14 protein-coding genes, 1 pseudogene and 1 riboswitch are annotated in these 15,374 nt (G+C 68.7%); of the genes and pseudogenes, 7 read left to right on the top strand and 8 right to left on the bottom strand.

All coding sequences use genetic code 11. From position 1 onward, the window contains the following. Positions 1 to 177 precede the first annotated feature (177 nt). Positions 178 to 624, bottom strand: coding sequence for a nitroreductase family deazaflavin-dependent oxidoreductase (locus tag OG972_RS02795; RefSeq protein ID WP_266978089.1), 447 nt, complete (start codon positions 622 to 624; stop codon positions 178 to 180). Positions 625 to 1,144: 520 nt separating this feature from the next. On the opposite strand from OG972_RS02795, the pseudogene OG972_RS02800 reads away from it, so the two are divergent. Continuing rightward, positions 1,145 to 1,318 (top strand): annotated as a pseudogene (locus OG972_RS02800) (aminoglycoside phosphotransferase family protein); the annotation flags it as partial. Between the two features lie 57 nt (positions 1,319 to 1,375). Here the strand turns inward: OG972_RS02800 and OG972_RS02805 are convergent. Beyond that, entirely contained in the window at positions 1,376 to 2,134 is a 759-nt protein-coding gene (locus OG972_RS02805) for a DeoR/GlpR family DNA-binding transcription regulator (protein WP_266978090.1), read from the bottom strand. Positions 2,135 to 2,208: 74 nt separating this feature from the next. Here OG972_RS02805 and OG972_RS02810 point away from each other — a divergent pair, with 74 nt between their 5' ends. The 4 genes from OG972_RS02810 (at position 2,209) to OG972_RS02825 (ending at position 5,920) form a co-directional block, all read left to right on the top strand. Beyond that, positions 2,209 to 3,402, top strand: a complete 1,194-nt coding sequence (locus tag OG972_RS02810) for an MFS transporter (RefSeq protein WP_266978091.1) — start codon at positions 2,209 to 2,211, stop codon at positions 3,400 to 3,402. An 80-nt stretch (positions 3,403 to 3,482) separates the two neighbouring features. Beyond that, the gene (locus tag OG972_RS02815; protein WP_323135842.1) at positions 3,483 to 4,166 is read left to right on the top strand and encodes an alpha/beta fold hydrolase; all 684 of its coding nucleotides are present in this window, start codon (positions 3,483 to 3,485) and stop codon (positions 4,164 to 4,166) included. 198 nt (positions 4,167 to 4,364) lie between these two features. After that, the gene (locus tag OG972_RS02820) at positions 4,365 to 5,444 is read left to right on the top strand and encodes a dihydrodipicolinate reductase (RefSeq protein WP_266978092.1); all 1,080 of its coding nucleotides are present in this window, start codon (positions 4,365 to 4,367) and stop codon (positions 5,442 to 5,444) included. After that, positions 5,441 to 5,920, top strand: coding sequence for a carboxymuconolactone decarboxylase family protein (locus OG972_RS02825; RefSeq protein WP_266978093.1), 480 nt, complete (start codon positions 5,441 to 5,443; stop codon positions 5,918 to 5,920). The genes OG972_RS02820 and OG972_RS02825 overlap by 4 nt, the downstream gene beginning before the upstream one ends. 3 nt (positions 5,921 to 5,923) lie before the next feature. On the opposite strand, the gene OG972_RS02830 is transcribed toward OG972_RS02825, so the two are convergent. Next, positions 5,924 to 7,567: a GMC oxidoreductase gene (locus OG972_RS02830; protein ID WP_266978094.1), complete on the bottom strand. Its 1,644-nt coding sequence runs from the start codon at positions 7,565 to 7,567 to the stop codon at positions 5,924 to 5,926. 700 nt (positions 7,568 to 8,267) lie between these two features. Beyond that, entirely contained in the window at positions 8,268 to 9,035 is a 768-nt protein-coding gene (locus OG972_RS02835) for a LysM peptidoglycan-binding domain-containing protein (RefSeq protein WP_266978095.1), read from the bottom strand. Positions 9,036 to 9,039: 4 nt separating this feature from the next. Then, a riboswitch (cyclic di-AMP (ydaO/yuaA leader) is annotated at positions 9,040 to 9,225 on the bottom strand. A gap of 576 nt (positions 9,226 to 9,801) precedes the next feature. Here OG972_RS02835 and OG972_RS02840 point away from each other — a divergent pair. Beyond that, entirely contained in the window at positions 9,802 to 10,755 is a 954-nt protein-coding gene (locus OG972_RS02840) for a DUF5996 family protein (RefSeq protein ID WP_266990248.1), read from the top strand. A gap of 11 nt (positions 10,756 to 10,766) precedes the next feature. On the opposite strand, the gene OG972_RS02845 is transcribed toward OG972_RS02840, so the two are convergent. Together OG972_RS02845 and OG972_RS02850 are read right to left on the bottom strand one after the other, a co-directional pair. Continuing rightward, positions 10,767 to 11,126, bottom strand: coding sequence for a UBP-type zinc finger domain-containing protein (locus tag OG972_RS02845; RefSeq protein WP_266978096.1), 360 nt, complete (start codon positions 11,124 to 11,126; stop codon positions 10,767 to 10,769). Positions 11,127 to 11,383: 257 nt separating this feature from the next. Continuing rightward, on the bottom strand, positions 11,384 to 12,610 hold the full coding sequence (locus OG972_RS02850) for an aromatic acid exporter family protein (RefSeq protein ID WP_266978097.1): 1,227 nt from the start codon (positions 12,608 to 12,610) through the stop codon (positions 11,384 to 11,386). A gap of 195 nt (positions 12,611 to 12,805) precedes the next feature. On the opposite strand from OG972_RS02850, the gene OG972_RS02855 reads away from it, so the two are divergent. Beyond that, positions 12,806 to 13,969, top strand: a complete 1,164-nt coding sequence (locus OG972_RS02855; protein ID WP_266978098.1) for a glycosyltransferase — start codon at positions 12,806 to 12,808, stop codon at positions 13,967 to 13,969. Between the two features lie 85 nt (positions 13,970 to 14,054). On the opposite strand, the gene OG972_RS02860 is transcribed toward OG972_RS02855, so the two are convergent. Together OG972_RS02860 and OG972_RS02865 are read right to left on the bottom strand one after the other, a co-directional pair. Further along, positions 14,055 to 14,594 carry a MarR family winged helix-turn-helix transcriptional regulator gene (locus OG972_RS02860; RefSeq protein ID WP_266978099.1) on the bottom strand — a complete coding sequence of 180 codons (540 nt, stop codon included), beginning with the start codon at positions 14,592 to 14,594 and terminating at the stop codon, positions 14,055 to 14,057. A gap of 99 nt (positions 14,595 to 14,693) precedes the next feature. Continuing rightward, positions 14,694 to 15,329: an SRPBCC family protein gene (locus OG972_RS02865; RefSeq protein ID WP_266978100.1), complete on the bottom strand. Its 636-nt coding sequence runs from the start codon at positions 15,327 to 15,329 to the stop codon at positions 14,694 to 14,696. Between the last annotated feature and the right edge of the window lie 45 nt (positions 15,330 to 15,374).

Consider the following 15,374-nt stretch of genomic DNA (forward strand, 5'->3'; position numbering starts at 1 on the left):
CGCTCACCCCCGGGAGAGCGGAGTTTCGCCACCCTGTCGAGCCCCGGGAGAGATGCGTTCCGCCTCAGCGAGCAGGAACTGGAGCATCCGAACGATCAAGGTCACGGCTCAGCACCGACGGCTGTTCCCTTGGTCCTCGGTGCCGGATACCCGGATAGTGCCTCCTCGTTGTCGTGGTCAGTGGCTCTGGGCCGCCGGCTCGAGGACGAAGACGGGAATCTGCCGGTCGGTCTTCAGCTGGTAGTCCGCGTAGTCGGGGAACGTCTCGACCGCGCGCTCCCACCACACGGCCTTCTCTTCACCGGTGGCCTCACGGGCATTCATGTCCTGCCGGACCGGGCCGTCCTGGAGTTCCACCCGAGGGTCCGCCGTGATGTTGTGGTACCAGACCGGGTGCTGGGGAGCGCCGCCCTGCGAGGCGACCACGGCATACGTTCCGTCGTGCTCGACCCGCATCAGCGGTGTCTTGCGGATCTTTCCACTCCTGGCTCCGCGCGTGGTCAGGATGATGACTGGCAGACCACGCATCGTGGTCCCCTCCGTGCCGCCCGAGCTCTCGAACAGCTCGACCTGATCGCGGACCCACTGTGCGGGGCTCGGCTCGTACTCACCTTTGAGAGGCATGGAATCTGTCCCATCGTCGGCATACGGACATTCGGACACGCGGACATCGGCGTGTCCCACTGCACCGAGAACTCTTTCATCATTCCGCCGTCGCGAGGGCGTGGACCGTACGTGTGTCACAGCGGCAGCCGGACCGGGGTCAGGAGTCGGTCGGTCTCCGGCGCAGCTGCAAGCATGGCCTCGAATCCCGCCTTCGGGTCTCCGGCCTTCGGGTCGTGGAGACCGATGCCCGCCACTGGGGCCGGGCGCGTGAGGCGGTAGCGGAAGGTGTTGTGCTGCGTGTCGTAGGCACGCAGATGGACGACGGGGGCCGTCGGGAAGATCGACTTCGGCGACGATGCGGTCCGTCAACTCCTGTGGCAGCAAGGCCGCATAGACGTCCGACAGCCAAGCGGTACGGCGCGGCGAACGGCCGGAGCCGAGGACCCGCAACGCCAGGTCCGCGTCGGCGCGCGAGCGGCGCAGTTCAGCAGGGTGGGCAGCGAGCCGGCCGATATCGATGGTGGGCGGGGGACCGGACGATGATCCCGCAGCCCACCTGTACTGGCGGATGCTGGATGCGCTCGCCTACGCACCGGACGCGGAGAAGGTCGCCCGGCCCTGGCGCGAACTGGGGCGGGACGACCTCACCCAGGCTCTGCTCACCAGCAGGCTGGAGGAGTATCTCCAGACGCTCTTCAACCGTTACGGCTGAGCCGCCCGGGGACGGAAGACGGAGTGACGTGCGCGTACTGTTCAACTGACGCTCAGGTCATACCTGTCTCACGTGCACGCCCGCCGCAGTCAGTGCGTCGACCTCTGCCTCGGGCGCGGCCTCGTCGGTGACGACGGCGTGCAGTGCGGTGGCGGGCGCGACAAGAGCAAGGGCGGTACGGGAGAGCTTCGCGCCGTCCGTGACCGCGATGACACGGCGGGCCGACGCGATCGCGGCCCGCTTGACGGCGGCGTCGTCCAAGTCGTACGCGGTCAGGCCGTTCGCGGCGTTCAGCCCGCAGCAGCCGACGACCGCGGTGTCGAAACGCAGGGCGGCCAGCGATGCCTCGGCGAGCGGGCCGGTGAGTGCGAGCTCTCCCGGCCGGGGGCGGCCACCGGGCACCAGCAGCGTGAGGTCCGGTGCTCCGGTCAGTGCGTTCACCGCGTGCAGGGACAGTGGCATGACCGTCAGGCGGCGGTGCTCCAGCGCGCGGGCCACTTCCAGGCAGGTGGTGCCGCTGTCGAGGACGACGGACTCCCCGTCGGCGATCAGCCCGGCAACCTCGGAGGCGATGCGTCGCTTGGCCTCCAGCCCCTCCGTCGCCCGCAGCCCGAAGGGGGGTTCGTCGCCGCGCAGCAGCAGACTCCTCGCTCCTCCGCGGTATCGCTCCAGAATGCCCTGCTCGGCCAGGGTCTCCAGGTCGCGGCGGATGGTCATCTCCGACGCGCCGGTGAGGGCGGCCAGCTCCGCGATGCCGGCACTGCCCGCGTCGCGTACCGCCTCGGTGATCCGTCTCAGTCGCTCTGTGCTCGCCACATCAGCGATGGAACACCACCAGCGTTCGCAACGCAAGCTTTCGAACATCAAAGATGTTCGATATGTTCGTCGATATGGAGAGATCGCTGCGGACCGGCCGGCTGGTCACGACCGCCTACTTCGCCCTGAACGGCTTCGTCCTGGGGATGTGGGTGGTCCACATCCCTGCTGTCGAGCGCCACGTGGGCATCAGTCATGCCGTGCTCGGCTGGCTGCTGCTCATCCTCGGCGCGGGAGCGTTCGCAGGGATGCGGATCACGGGCCCGCTCACCGATCGGTGGGGCGCACGCATCGTCGTCCCTCTGAGTGCGGCTCTGTGCAGCGCGGCCGTGGTCCTTCCGGGTCTGGCCACGGACACATGGACGCTGGGAACCGCACTCGCACTTCTCGGGCTTGGCAACGGCTGCCTCGACGTCAGCATGAACGCCCACGCCATCCAGGTCGAGCGGGGCTACCGACGCCCCGTCATGTCCGCATTCCACGCCACTTTCTCCATCGGCGGCGTCCTTGCCGCGCTGGTGGGCGCGCGCACACTCAGCTGGGGCTGGAGCCCGGCGGCGACCCTCGGCTCAGTGGCCGTCCTCGGCCTCGCCGTCGCCGCACTCGCCGCCCGCGGGCTCCTGTCTGCCGAACATGTCCCCTCCCCTGCCGAGAAGGCTTCCGCCGGTGTGACACAACCGGCGCACCGGACATCCCGCCGCATCTGGGCGCTGGCCGCGCTCGCGCTCATGCTCATGCTCTGCGAAGGAGTGGCCAACGACTGGAGCACTCTGCATCTGCGGGACGTCCTGAACGCCACCGCCGCCACCGCCGCTCTCGCCTACGGTGCGTTCGCGACCGCCATGACCATCGGCCGACTGCTGACCGACCGAGTGGCCATGCGCTTCGGGCCCGTCGCCATCCTCCGCTACGGGGCGGCCCTGGCCGCGGTCGGGCTGACGACAGCCACGTTCTCCACCTGGATCCCGCTGGCCCTGGCCGGCTGGGCCGTGTTCGGGGCCGGGCTGTCCGGCTGCATCCCCCAGCTCTTCAGCGCCGCCGGCCACGCCGACCCGGGCGCCGCCGGGACGAATGTCTCGCGTGTCGCCGGTCTGGGCTATCTCGGCATGCTGGCCGGTCCTGCCGTCATCGGACCGCTGACACACTTCCTCCCGCTCAACCTGACCTTCCTGCTGCCCCTTGGGTTCTGCGTCGTGGCATCGTGCGCAGCCGGCCTGCTCCGCTCGCCGCGCAGCGCTCCCAGCCGGCTGGAGGCCGAGGCGGCATGACCGGCACGGACCACACGAGCCCGGGGTGCAGCACACTGCGGCACTTCACGCTGAAGTGCGACGGCGAGACTCTGAGTTGCGTGGCAGCAGTCCCGCATATGTCGCACCCCACCCTGCTCGCTCGCCCCACAGCCGTACTCCTGCACGGAGCCGGTACAAGCGACACGTCACGCCTCACCGGTCTGCTGTCGGACTTCGCCGCTCGCGGACATCACGCTCTCGCCTTCGATTTCTCCGGGCACGGCGACAGCTCCGGTCGGTTGAGCGAACTGAGTCTGGAGCGCAGATTCGCCCAGGCCCGAGCCGTGATCGACAGTCGTGTTCCCGACGGCGGCCCGCTGGTGCTGATCGGATTCAGCATGAGCGGGCAGACCGTCGCCGACCTGGCGGCGCACTACGGATCCCGGGTCGTCTCCATCGGACTGTGCGCGCCGGCGGTCTACGCGCCCGAGGCATGGTCCGTTCCCTTCGGCGCGGGATTCACCGAGATCATCCGCACGCCGGACAGCTGGCGCAGGTCTCCGGCACTCGACGTCTTCCGCTCCCTGTCCACCCGCGCGGTCCTCGCCACACCACTCACGGACACGATCATTCCCCCGGCCGTGACACACGCGGTGGCCGGTGCGCTGGCCACCTCGCGCTGCCGCTTCACCGGGCTCGTCCACCCCGAGGCCGAGCACCGTCTGGGCCAGTGGTTCGCCGCCAATGCCGTGCCGCGCGGCCGCTTCGTCGACACCGTACTCAGCGACACACCCCCGACGTAGGGACCGTCCGCGAGACCAACGGCGCCCGACCGCACGGCGCCCCCATCAGCCTTGGCGGACGTGGGCGGCCGCAGCCCGAGGGCGTCGCAGAGGCGGCCGACTCCCCTGCCCCGCCCGGCAAACTCGTCTGCTCCGCCCGGCAAAACTCGTCGCGTCGCGGCACTAGGAAGTGACAGGTCCTCTCGCTACCCTCCGCGCATGATTTCCACGGTTGTCTGGGGCACGGGCAACGTCGGTCGCGCCGCGATCCGCGCTGTCGAGGCCCATCCGGCGCTCCGGCTCACCGCCGTGCTCGTCCACAATCCCGACAAGGTGGGACGCGACGCGGGCGAACTCGGTGGGCTCGATCGTCCGCTGGGGGTCGTGGCGGGCGGCGACGTCGATGCCGTGTTGGCCACCGGTCCGCGGGCCGTCGTGTACGCCGCGTCCGGCGACATCCGCCCCGACGAGGCTCTCGCGGACATCACCAGGGCGATCCGGGCCGGGGCCGTGGTCGTCACCCCCGCGCTGTACGCCCTGTACGACCAGTTGGGCGCCCCGTCGGAGCTGCGGGATCCGGTGCTGGCCGCCATCGCGGCCGGTGGCGGCTCGCTGTTCGTCTCGGGTGTCGACCCCGGCTGGGGCAATGACGTACTCCCGCTGCTGATCAGTGGACTCGGCACCTCCGTGGACGTGATCCGCTGTCAGGAGATCTTCGACTACTCCACCTACGACCAGGAGGAATCGGTCCGGTACCTGGTCGGCATGGGTCAGCCGATGGAATACGAGCCTCTGATGCTCGCACCGACCGTCCCGACCATGGTGTGGGGTGGGCAGATACGGCTGATGGCCAGGGCTCTGGGGGCCGAACTCGACGACATCCGCGAGACGTTGGACCGGCGCCCGCTCGACGCCACGCTGAGCACCAGGACAATGGGCACGTTCGAGGCCGGCACGCAGGGCGCCGTGCGGTTCGAAGTGCAGGGCATCGTCGGGGGCGAACCCCGCATCGTCATCGAGCACATCACCCGCATCCACCCCTCCTGCGCACCGGACTGGCCGACGCCGCCCGACGGGGACGGCGCACATCGAGTGATCATCGAGGGCCGTCCGCGCATCGAGGTCACGGTCGAGGCCACCGACGAGGGCGAGAACAGGTCCGCGGGCGGGAACGCCACCGCGGTCGGCCGGCTCGTGAGCGCCATCGACTGGCTCGTGGACGCGGAACCAGGACTCTACGACGCGCTCGACGTCCCGCTGCGCCCCGCAGTCGGCAGGCTCGGAAGGAGACATCCATGAACATCGACATCCCCGAAGGCAAAAACGCGATCGAGTACGTGTGGGGCGAGATGGTGCCAGGGATCGGGATCGCCGCATCGAACTTCTCGCTGTCGGTGTACGCCCACACGACCCTGGGACTGCGCGAGTTCGAAGCCGCGCGGTTACGGATCGCCCAGATCAACGGCTGCCTCTTCTGCCTCGACTGGCGGACCGAACGGGACGGTGTGAAGGTCGAGGGGCAATTCGCCGACGCGGTGACCCAGTGGCGTACCACCGACGCTTTCGACGACCGGACCCGGTTGGCCGCCGAATACGCCGAGCGGTACGCCCTGGATCACCACAACCTCGACGACGCGTTCTGGTCCCGGATGAGCGCGCACTACAGTCAGCTCGAGATCGTGGAACTGAGCATGAGCATCGGATCATGGCTGGCCTTCGGCCGGCTCAACCATGTGCTGGGCCTCGACACCGTGTGCGCGCTGCCCGGCCATTGATCGTCACAGGTCGGTGTCGATGATCTTCTCGATGTTCCGTTCGGCGAGCGCGGTGATGGTGACGAACGGGTTGACGCTGGTGTTGCCGGGGATCAGCGAGCCGTCGATGACGTACAGGCCCACGTAGCCGTGCAGGCGGCCGTAGTTGTCGGTGGCCCGGTTCAGGACCGCGCCGCCGAGCGGGTGGTACGTGAGGTGGTCGCCCCAGATCTTGTAGGTGCCGAAGAGATCGGTCCGGTAGATCGTCCCCTCCTTCTGGTTGATCCTGTCGAAGATCGTCTTGGCGGCGTCGATGGACGGCTGCTTCCAGGCGGTCTGCCAGTTCAGGTCGACCGTGCCCGTCGCGGCGTTCCAGGAGAACTCGGCCCGGTTCGGGTTCTTGGTGATGGACAGGTAGAACGAGGCGTACGTCTCGATCCCGGTGGGCAGCGGCGCAACCTCGGCGAACGCGCCGCCGGCGGCCCAGTTGTCGATGCCGCCCGTGGGAATGGACGCCTGAAGGCTACCGGTCGGGTCCCACAGGTGATTGGCCCGGCCGCACATGACGTTGCCGTTGTCGCCCCACCCTTTGCCGATCTCGTTGTTCAGGCCGGGGAGCGCGCCGGTGGCCTTCAGCTTGACCAGCAGCTTGCTGGTGCCCACGCTGCCGGCCGCGAAGAAGACCCGGTCGGCGGTCACCGTCTTGGTGGCCGTGGTGGCACCGCCGGTGTCGATCTGGTCGATGACGACCGTGTAGCCGCCACCTGCCGCCGGGGCGACCGAAGTGACCTTGTGCAGCGGCGAGATGGTGACCCTGCCGGTGGCTCTGATCCGGTCGATGTACGTCTTCTGCAGCGATTTCTTGCCGTAGTTGTTGCCGTAGAGGATCTCGCCGGCCAGCGCCGACCTGGGGACGGTTCCGGCCTCTTCCTGCCTCATGTAGTCCCAGTCGTACACGGTGGGCACGAAGACGAACGGGAAGCCGGCACGTTCGGCCTGCTTACGGCCGACCCGGGCGTACTGGTAGCACGCGGCGGTGTCGAACCAGGCCGGATCGATGGTGCCGGCCCCGAGCCCGGCATTGGCGCGCGGGTAGTAGATGCCGTACATCTCGTCGGCGTCCACCGACGGGAGGACGGCTCCGAAGTTCTCGCGCTTGGGGGTGACCGCCATCCCGCCGTTGACCAGCGAGCCGCCACCGACACCGCGGCCCTGGTAGACGGTGATCCCGCCGAACTCCTCGGCGTCGAGGATCCCCGTGCTGCGGGTGATGTTCTTGTCGATGGGGAAGCCGAGGAAGTTACTGAGGGGCTGCTTGGTCCTGGTGCGGAGCCAGTACGACCGACTGTCCGGGGAGGTCGTGTTGGCGAAGATCTTGCCGTCCGGGCCGGGGGTGTCCCAGGCCATGCCCATTTCGATCATGTGCACGTCGACGCCTGCCTGGGCGAGACGCAGTGCGGCGACGGAGCCGCCGTATCCGCTGCCGATCACCAGGGCCGGGACATGGGCCCCGGAGTCGATCGGAGCGGCTGCGGAGCCGACCCCGGCCTGGGCCGGGGTGGTGTGACCCGCGAGGGCCACGGCTCCTAAAATAGAACCAGTTCCTGTGATGAATCTTCGACGCGAAACGCCCTTGGGGCCTGCATCATGCATGGTAGAGTCACTCATGTGACACGCCTCACTCTCTTCAGAGTGAAACTGGTTCTACTGCTGTTTGCGTGTTAAGTCACTACATACCGGCGGGTAATATGCACCCGATCGAGGCGCCCGGACACGCAACGTCACGCGTCAGGCGGGCCGCCCCCGGTGGTGTTCGTTCCCCCTCGACGAACGCGCCGCGCGCCTGCGCGAGCAGACCGGTGCGGTAACGCCGGCACCTCTTCGACACGCGGTCTCGTCGCCCGTCTGGACGACGAGCCGGTCGGGTGGTGCGCGAGCGAGCCCCGCACGTCCCACCCCCGTCTGCTCCGCGCCCGCGTCCCCTGGACCGGGCGGCAGGAGGACAGGACCGACGACAGCATCTGGGCAGTGACCTGCTTCGTCACTCGCAAGGGCTTCCGCCTGCGCGGCATCACATGCGCGATCGCACGCGCCACGGTCGATTGCGCGCGATCGCGGAGCTCGCGCGGTCGAGGCCAAACGATGATCACACGGCCGGGAGTGCACATCCCCCGGGGCGAGCTCCATGCCGCGCCCGTGACGTTTTCGCCGACGCAGGGTTCGCCGAGGTCAGCAGGCCCACACTCAGGCCGGCCGTCATGCGGATCGACTTCTGAATTGTCTCCCGTGCGCGACACCGACGGGAACGGGTGGCGAAGCCCCATCGGACCTTCGCCACCCGTCATTCCCGAATCAACGCAACCGGGGGTCAGTAGGCCCCGAACACGTTGTCGATCGAGCCGTACTTGGCGGCGGCGTAGTTGCACGCGGCCGTGATGTTGGCGACCGGGTCGTAGGGGTCCATCGACGTACCGGGCACGTGGTAGGCCCGGAAGGTGGGGTCGATGACCTGCAGGAGACCCTTGGACGGCGTGCCCTTGGCTGCGTTCGAGTCCCAGTTGTTGATGGCCCGGGGGTTGCCCGAGGACTCACGCATGATGTTGCGGTGGATGCCGTCGTAGCTGCCGGGGATGCCGTGCTTGGCCATGACGGCCAGCGACTCCTTGATCCAGCCGTCGAGGTCGTTCGTGTACGTCGTGGGCTTGGAGGTGACAGCAGCGGCGGTGCTCGCGGCCGTCGTGGACTCGACTGCCGCGGGCGCGGCCTTGGCGCCGATGGTGAGCTTCTGGCCCGGGTGAATCTTGCCGGGGTCGGCTCCGATGACCGCTCGATTGTCCTTGTACAGCTGCTGCCAACCGCCGCTCACGGACTGGCTCAGGGCGATCTTGTAAAGGGTGTCACCGGCTATCACGGAATAGGTGGAGGGCGTAGCCGCCCGCACGGCGGTCGGCTTGGCGGGGGCGGCAGCGGGCGCCACCGTCTTGGCGACGGCGGTGACAGGCTGCGCCGGCGCTGCCGAGGCAACGGTGGCCCCGATCATCGGAAGAGCCAGAGCGGCTCCGCCCGTGCTCACGGCAATGATTCCGCGAGTCAGCGAACCGGACTTACGACGACGGTGGTTACCCATTGCGGGCATGGCGCATTCCTCTCCGTCGCCTACGAGGTGAGCTGTCGGGTTGAGGCTGGAGTTGCCTTGCCGTATGGGAATACGACTTCACCCCTAGCCGTTCCGGATACCGGATCGGCGGCTTGCCTGGGTCCCCCGCTCCTGCCGTACGTGAATGGTCGGGTTCCCGGACGGCGGCAGGATTCGGCGTTCCATCCGGATTGACGGTGACCGTAGGCGAGAAACTCCGACCTGAACAAGCCCCCATTTCTCGATCACAATTCATTTACAAGATCGAGTCGCGGAATTTCCCCCAATCCACCCAGGCCCACGAAGCCAACTTTCTTGGCGCAGCAGGGAACCGGGCGGCACGCCGCTGCGCCCGCGCGCCCGAAAGGTGACTCTCACCACTCAGCCCGAAAAGGGCGATTTGCCCAGCGCGTAAGGCCTCGACTCGTGAGGGTTGCGCATGCATCCAGACAGCCGAGCAGCTTCCCCTAATCGCCAAAATTGCGACATTTAGCAGATATTGGCGTCGGCTGGCAGGCACTCGGGCCTCCGACTCGTCGGGAAGGGCGTCCCCGGGGAGACGACCGGGAGCAGCCGCGCGTCACGCGTCTGCGCCGACTGCGGCGCACGAGTGGCCGCCCACCCCGGCCAGGTCGCGCAGGTTCACGCGAACGACACCACGACGGCCGCACGAGGTGCCGTACGCCTTCGGCATGGCCATGATGGTGCGCAAGAATGCCCTGCCCGCCCACCGGGACCGTCCGGCAGCACGAAAGAAGTGATGGCGATGGAGCTGTTCCCACCCATGCCGCTCGCCGAGTGGCGTGACACCAAAGAGACGCTCCACCGCTTCGCGCAGGTCATCGGAAAGATCCGACTCGCGGCCAGTGTCCGGCGCAATCACTGGTGGAACGTTCCGTTTCACCTCACTGGCCGCGGTATCACCACCCGCCCCATGGGGCAGGTCGACGGCAACCCGATTTTCACGGTGGACTTCGACTTCGTCGGCCATCGCCTCGTCATCACAAGACTGGACGGCGTGACGGTCTCGTTCCCGCTTTCGGGTCAGTCCGTGGCGTCCTTCCACAAGAAGGTCATGGCCGCCCTGGAAGCGCTGGGCATCGAGGTGGATATCAACGTGCCCAAGCCATTCGATCTGCCCGACGCCGACCGGCCGTTCGCCGAGGACACCCAGCACGCGACATACGATCCCGAACACGCCAACCGGTATTGGCAGGTTCTCAGTCAAGTGGCGCTGGTACTGGAGGAATTCGCGGCGCGGTTTTCGGGGAAAGTCAGTCCCGTGCACCATTTCTGGCACACCTTCGATATCGCCCACACCCGCTTTTCGGAGCGTCAGATCGACCAGCCCCAGCAGATCGACCCCGTGACGCGGGAGGCCTACTCCCGGGAAGTGATCAGCTTCGGTTTCTGGTTCGGTGACGACAAGTTCGCCGCGCCCGCGTTCTACTCGTACACCGCTCCCGAACCGGCGCGGCTGGCGGAGGAACCGCTCACTCCGGTGTCGGCGCACTGGGTGGATCGTGGCGGCAGCCACCTGGCGGTGCTGCCGTACGACGCGGCCCGCACCGAGAGCGATCCCCGTGCGGCCGTACTCGCCTTCTACGAAAGCGCCTATCAGGCCGGAGCGGGGCGCGCCGGCTGGGACATCAACCGTCTCGCCTGTCCAGGCGGGACGACCGATCCGTGTCTGAGGACCCGTATGTCTGCCGGTGGATGAGGAGCGCGGCTTCAGTGCAGCTGCCGCTCCCAGTCCGCGGGGACCTTGTCCTGGGGACCTGGGGTCGGCTGGTCGACCGGGTGCGAGGTGGGCGGGAGCAGCTCCAACCCCTCGTAGTATTCCTCGGTCTCGATGTTCCAGAGCCAGTTCTCCCCCGGCTCGAAGCTGGCCAGGAACGGATGTCCTGCCTCGCGTGCGTGCTTCGTACCGTGCTGCGAGGGGGAGGAATCGCAGCAGCCGATGTGGCCGCACGCGGCGCAGCGGCGCAGGTGCATCCACCATCCCGGTCCGTCGCCCGCCAAGCAGTCCGCACATCCCGCCCCGCTGGGAGCCGCGGCGAGATCGATGCCTGGGATCTGGTCAGGTGCCATGTGACGTGCCTCCGTGATCAGGCGCGAGACCGCGGACCCTGCGGGTCTCGGCCCCGGCGCTCTGAGGCTTCCGGTTCCCCTCCTGCATCGTAAGGCCGGGCTGCAGGGTCCGCCTGCGTCGAACAGCCGTGCCGGACTCCGGGCGCCGCTCGTTGGTGTGAAGTACCCGCCCTGCAGGGGGCATTCGCGTGTGTGGGCGGCAGCAGGGCCAGGGCATTCGGGCGTCGCGGGGCGCGCGGTCCCCTGTCGGTTCGCCCTCACGCTCCCGGGACTGTCGGCTGCCTGGCCCGGGGGCTGCCGAGCCGCCGCCGCAGTGCGCCGAGCCAGGGATGGCGTTCGTGCAGTTCAGCGGAGTGGCGGTCGAGTTCCTCGCCGAGACGTTCGGCGCGCTTGTCGATGTCCAGTTCATCCAGAATGCGGTCGACCTCGGCGAGCAGCGCGCCGTGCAGTTGCCACTGTCGGGGGTGCTCCTGGACGTCCTCGAGCAGGAGGTCGGCCACCACGTCCCGCGTGGCGCGGCTGGCGGCCAGTGCGGCGGCAAGTCGCGACTCCGCCTCCTCGGCATTGGCGGACACCGGGGTGGTGATCAGCGTGGAGAAGCTCTCGATGGCGTCGGCCATCTGCGCGAAGAGTTCCCGGAGCGAGGCGGCCACGTCCTCCGGGAACATGGTTTCCTCGGTCCGGGCTTTGGCCAGGTCCGTCAGCGTGCGGGCCAGCACGCGGAGCACAACGGCACAGATCTCCAGCGTGTCGAGTCCGGTACGCAGGACGATGCGGTACAGAAGACCCTGCCGGATCCGGGGGTTGAGCAGGAGACTCTCCTCGGCCTGCCGCAGCGAGGCGTCGACGGCCACGATGTCGTGGTCGAGTCTGCGGGCGTCGTGCAGTCTCGCCGCCGCCTGCGGGACGGAGATGTGGCCGCAGACGTCCTCGCCCATGGCCCGGAACATCCGTCCCATCTCCCGTGCCAGTTCGTCGATGGACACGCCCGCGTTCTGCACCCATACGGGCGGTGCGAGCAGGTTGAACAACAGGCCGACGCCCGCACCGATCAGGGTCTCCAGAACGCGGTCCCACGCGGTGGCGGCGACCTGGGAGACGCCGAGGACGAGCATCGCGCTGATGGCGACTTCCGGCACGAACTCGTCCACACGCACCATCCGGCCGATGATCAGCGAGCTGAAGATCGTCAGACCCAGGCTCCACCAGCTCAGACCCACCAGGGCGCTGAAGCCGATGGCGATGAGCACCCCGACGACGACGGAGTTGACGCGCCGGATGCCCGTGGTCAGTGTCGCGTACAGGGTGACCTGGACGACGAGGAGCGCGGTCAGTGGAGCCGTCAGCGGTGCGGGCTGCGGAAGGGTCCACACCGCGACGACATACGCGATGACCGCGGCCGCCGTCGAGCGCAGGGTCTGCGCCGCGACAGGCTCGGTGGTCTGCCGTACGAGCTTGATCACAGGTGCGGAGATTTCAGGCATTTCACTCTCCTTCCCTCGTACGACTGCTTGCAGCACCACGAATCCACCGGACGGGTTGCGCGTGGGCCCTGTCGATGGGGACGTGCCGCCTCCCGGGGTCGGCGGGCGGACAGCAAGGCGCGACGGCGGCGGAGTACCGGAAGTCGGCGCAATGCAGTCCTGTGGGTGTGGGGCGACGATCCCTAGGGTCGTGCCATGCGTGTACTTTTCGCCTCGACCAGCGGATCGGGCCACTTCAACCCCCTTGTCCCGTTCATCGACGCCTGCGCGGCGCGTGGGGACGATGTCCTCGTCGTCGCACCGCCCAGGCTCGAACCGTTACTGGCGACCCGGGAACAGCCCTACCGCATCGGCGGGGAGCCGCCGGAGGCCGAGCTCGTGCCGCTGATGATGCGGGTGTTGGGGCTGCCTGCGGACGAGGGCGTGTCCCTGATGACCAGGGAGGTGTTCGGCAGACTGTGCACCACCGCCATGCTGCCGACGATGGAGGAGCTCTGCCGGGAGTGGCGGCCGGATCTCGTCCTGCACGAGATGTACGAGCTCGCGTCGGTGGTGGCAGCCGAGCACCACGGTGTCCCGCATGCCCAGGTCGCCGTTTCTGCCGCGCAGTTCGCCGAGTCCACCGACGAACTGCTCCGCCCGGTACTCGATTCGTACGGTGCTGGCATCGGGGAACGGCTCCGGGCCTCCCCCTATCTGACCCGGCTTCCCACGTCCCTGGACCCCTCGCCGTACGCGGTGACCCGGCGCTACCACCAGCCACCCGCCCCGGACGCTCTGCCGGACTGGTGGCAGGGCAGCGAAGAACCGCTCGTTTACGTCACGCTCGGCACCGAGGTGGGCGGCATGCCGAACGCCTCCGCCCTCTACCGGGCGGTGCTGGCATCCGTGAGCGGGCTGCCGGCGCGCGTCCTGCTGACCACGGGTCCCCTCACCGATGCGTCGGACTTCGGGGCGATCCCCCGCAATGTCCATCTGGAGAAGTGGGTCCCCCAGGCCGACGTACTGGGCAGCGCCTCCCTCATCCTCTGCCACGGCGGTTCGGGCACGGTCTACGGCGCCCTCGCCGCCGGTGTCCCGCTGGTCTGCGTGCCCCTCTTCGCCGACCAGCCGACGAACGCGGAGCTCGTCACCGGAGCGGGCGCAGGTCTGACCGTCACGGCGGACGGACCGGGGCAGGAGACGGCCGGGTTCGGTCCGGACGGTGTCGCCCGCCTGCGGTCGGCCGTCGAACGGGTACTCAAGGAACCGTCGTACCGGGCGAGTGCCGAGCGCCTGGCGGCCGAGATGTGTGCCACGCCGACAGCCGGCGAACTGCTCGGCAGTCTCGGGGCCGTTCCGGCGCCCGGTCCTCGCTGAGAGCCTGTCGGGGGACCGGGGCAGGGGACGAGCGGCGGTCAGTGCCGGAACCCGGCACACCGGTGCCCGGGCTGCGGCACGCCCACTACTGCGCGGCGCCGGGCGGCTCCTCGTCGGATTCGAGGATCGAGTCCTCCAGCCTGCGCAGCAGCCGCGCGAGCTGGCGGCGTTCGGACGGCGACAGCCCTCCGAGCATCCGGCGTTCGTTGTCGAGATGCTCCGCGAATACGGTGTCCACCGTCGTGAGGCCCTTGTCCGTGAGACGCGAGTAGACGACCCTGCGGTCGTCGGCATCCCGTTCACGGACGATCAGGCCGTCCTTCTCCAGACGGTCGATCCGCAGGGTGACCCCTGCCGACGACACCAGTCCGGAGTCGGCGAGCTGGCCCGCCGTCAACCGGAACGGCTTCCCCGACCGCCGCAGGGCGGTCAGCACGTCGAAGCCCGCCACGGACAGACCGTGCCGCTCGATCGACGTGGTGAGCCTGGTGCTGTAGCGCAGGAACGAGCGGTGGAGCCGCGCGAGGACCTCCAGCGGACTGGTGTCCAGCTCCGGCCGTTCGCGCGCCCAGTCCTCGATCACCTTCGCCACGGCGTCCCGGTCCCCCGGCCTCGATCCAGCCATCCTCAACCCCTCGCACGGCTCCCGCAGACTTCTCACGGCCCTGAGAATCTTACCGCTGAGGGGAAGAACCGGGACCGGGGGTGCCTGCGCCGTAGGGCTTCACCTGCGGGAACGCCGCCGCAGCACCTGGAGCACCACCACCGCGAACAGCACGGCCGCCGTGGGCGCCGCAGCCTTCCTGAGCAGCACGGGCAGCGCCGCGGCACCGAGGTCGATGGCCTCCGGCTCGGGCGCGACCCGGCCCTGAAGCGTTTTCGTCGTGCCCGTCGTGGACACCGCAGACGCAGTCGGCCCGGCGTCCCGCAGCAGCTCTTCGAGGCGGGTGGCGAACTGCTGAACGATGCGGTCGCCGACCTCGGTCATGATGCCCCGGCCGAACTGCGCCGGACGGCCGGTGATGTCGAGGTCCGTGCGTACGCGCACCCGAGTGCCGGCCGGGTCGGCGGTCAGCGTCGCGGTGACCGTGGCCGACGCGGTGCCTGCGCCGCGGGTCTCGCTCCCGCTGAGGTCGAGAAGCATCGAGCGGGCGGCATCGTCGCGGGTGACGGTGCCCTCGCCGCGGTAACTCATCTGTACCGCACCGACCTTGACCTTGACGCGGCCGGTGAAGGAGTCGGCGTCGAAGGTGTCCAGCACGGCGCCGGGCATGCAGGGCGCGACCCGGTCGAGGTCGTGGAAGAGCTTCCAGGCGTCGTCGGGGTCCGCCGGAACGGTAAAGGTGTGGTCGAGCTGCATGGTTGTCCAATCGGGGAGTCGTCCGGCCCGGGCCGGACGTGGATG

Origin of the sequence: Streptomyces sp. NBC_01669, from assembly GCF_026339735.1 — a bacterium.
GTDB classification, from domain to species: Bacteria; Actinomycetota; Actinomycetes; order Streptomycetales; family Streptomycetaceae; genus Streptomyces; species Streptomyces yanii.

Excerpts from the sequence above, each read along its gene's own strand:
- OG972_RS02795 (WP_266978089.1), bottom strand. The coding sequence starts at position 624 with ATGCCTCTCAAAGGTGAGTACGAGCCGAGCCCCGCACAGTGGGTCCGC.
- OG972_RS02810 (WP_266978091.1), top strand. The coding sequence starts at position 2,209 with ATGGAGAGATCGCTGCGGACCGGCCGGCTGGTCACGACCGCCTACTTC.
- OG972_RS02820 (WP_266978092.1), top strand. The coding sequence starts at position 4,365 with ATGATTTCCACGGTTGTCTGGGGCACGGGCAACGTCGGTCGCGCCGCG.
- OG972_RS02825 (WP_266978093.1), top strand. The coding sequence starts at position 5,441 with ATGAACATCGACATCCCCGAAGGCAAAAACGCGATCGAGTACGTGTGG.
- OG972_RS02830 (WP_266978094.1), bottom strand. The coding sequence starts at position 7,567 with ATGAGTGACTCTACCATGCATGATGCAGGCCCCAAGGGCGTTTCGCGT.
- OG972_RS02835 (WP_266978095.1), bottom strand. The coding sequence starts at position 9,035 with ATGCCCGCAATGGGTAACCACCGTCGTCGTAAGTCCGGTTCGCTGACT.
- OG972_RS02840 (WP_266990248.1), top strand. The coding sequence starts at position 9,802 with ATGGAGCTGTTCCCACCCATGCCGCTCGCCGAGTGGCGTGACACCAAA.
- OG972_RS02845 (WP_266978096.1), bottom strand. The coding sequence starts at position 11,126 with ATGGCACCTGACCAGATCCCAGGCATCGATCTCGCCGCGGCTCCCAGC.
- OG972_RS02850 (WP_266978097.1), bottom strand. The coding sequence starts at position 12,610 with ATGCCTGAAATCTCCGCACCTGTGATCAAGCTCGTACGGCAGACCACC.
- OG972_RS02855 (WP_266978098.1), top strand. The coding sequence starts at position 12,806 with ATGCGTGTACTTTTCGCCTCGACCAGCGGATCGGGCCACTTCAACCCC.
- OG972_RS02860 (WP_266978099.1), bottom strand. The coding sequence starts at position 14,594 with ATGGCTGGATCGAGGCCGGGGGACCGGGACGCCGTGGCGAAGGTGATC.
- OG972_RS02865 (WP_266978100.1), bottom strand. The coding sequence starts at position 15,329 with ATGCAGCTCGACCACACCTTTACCGTTCCGGCGGACCCCGACGACGCC.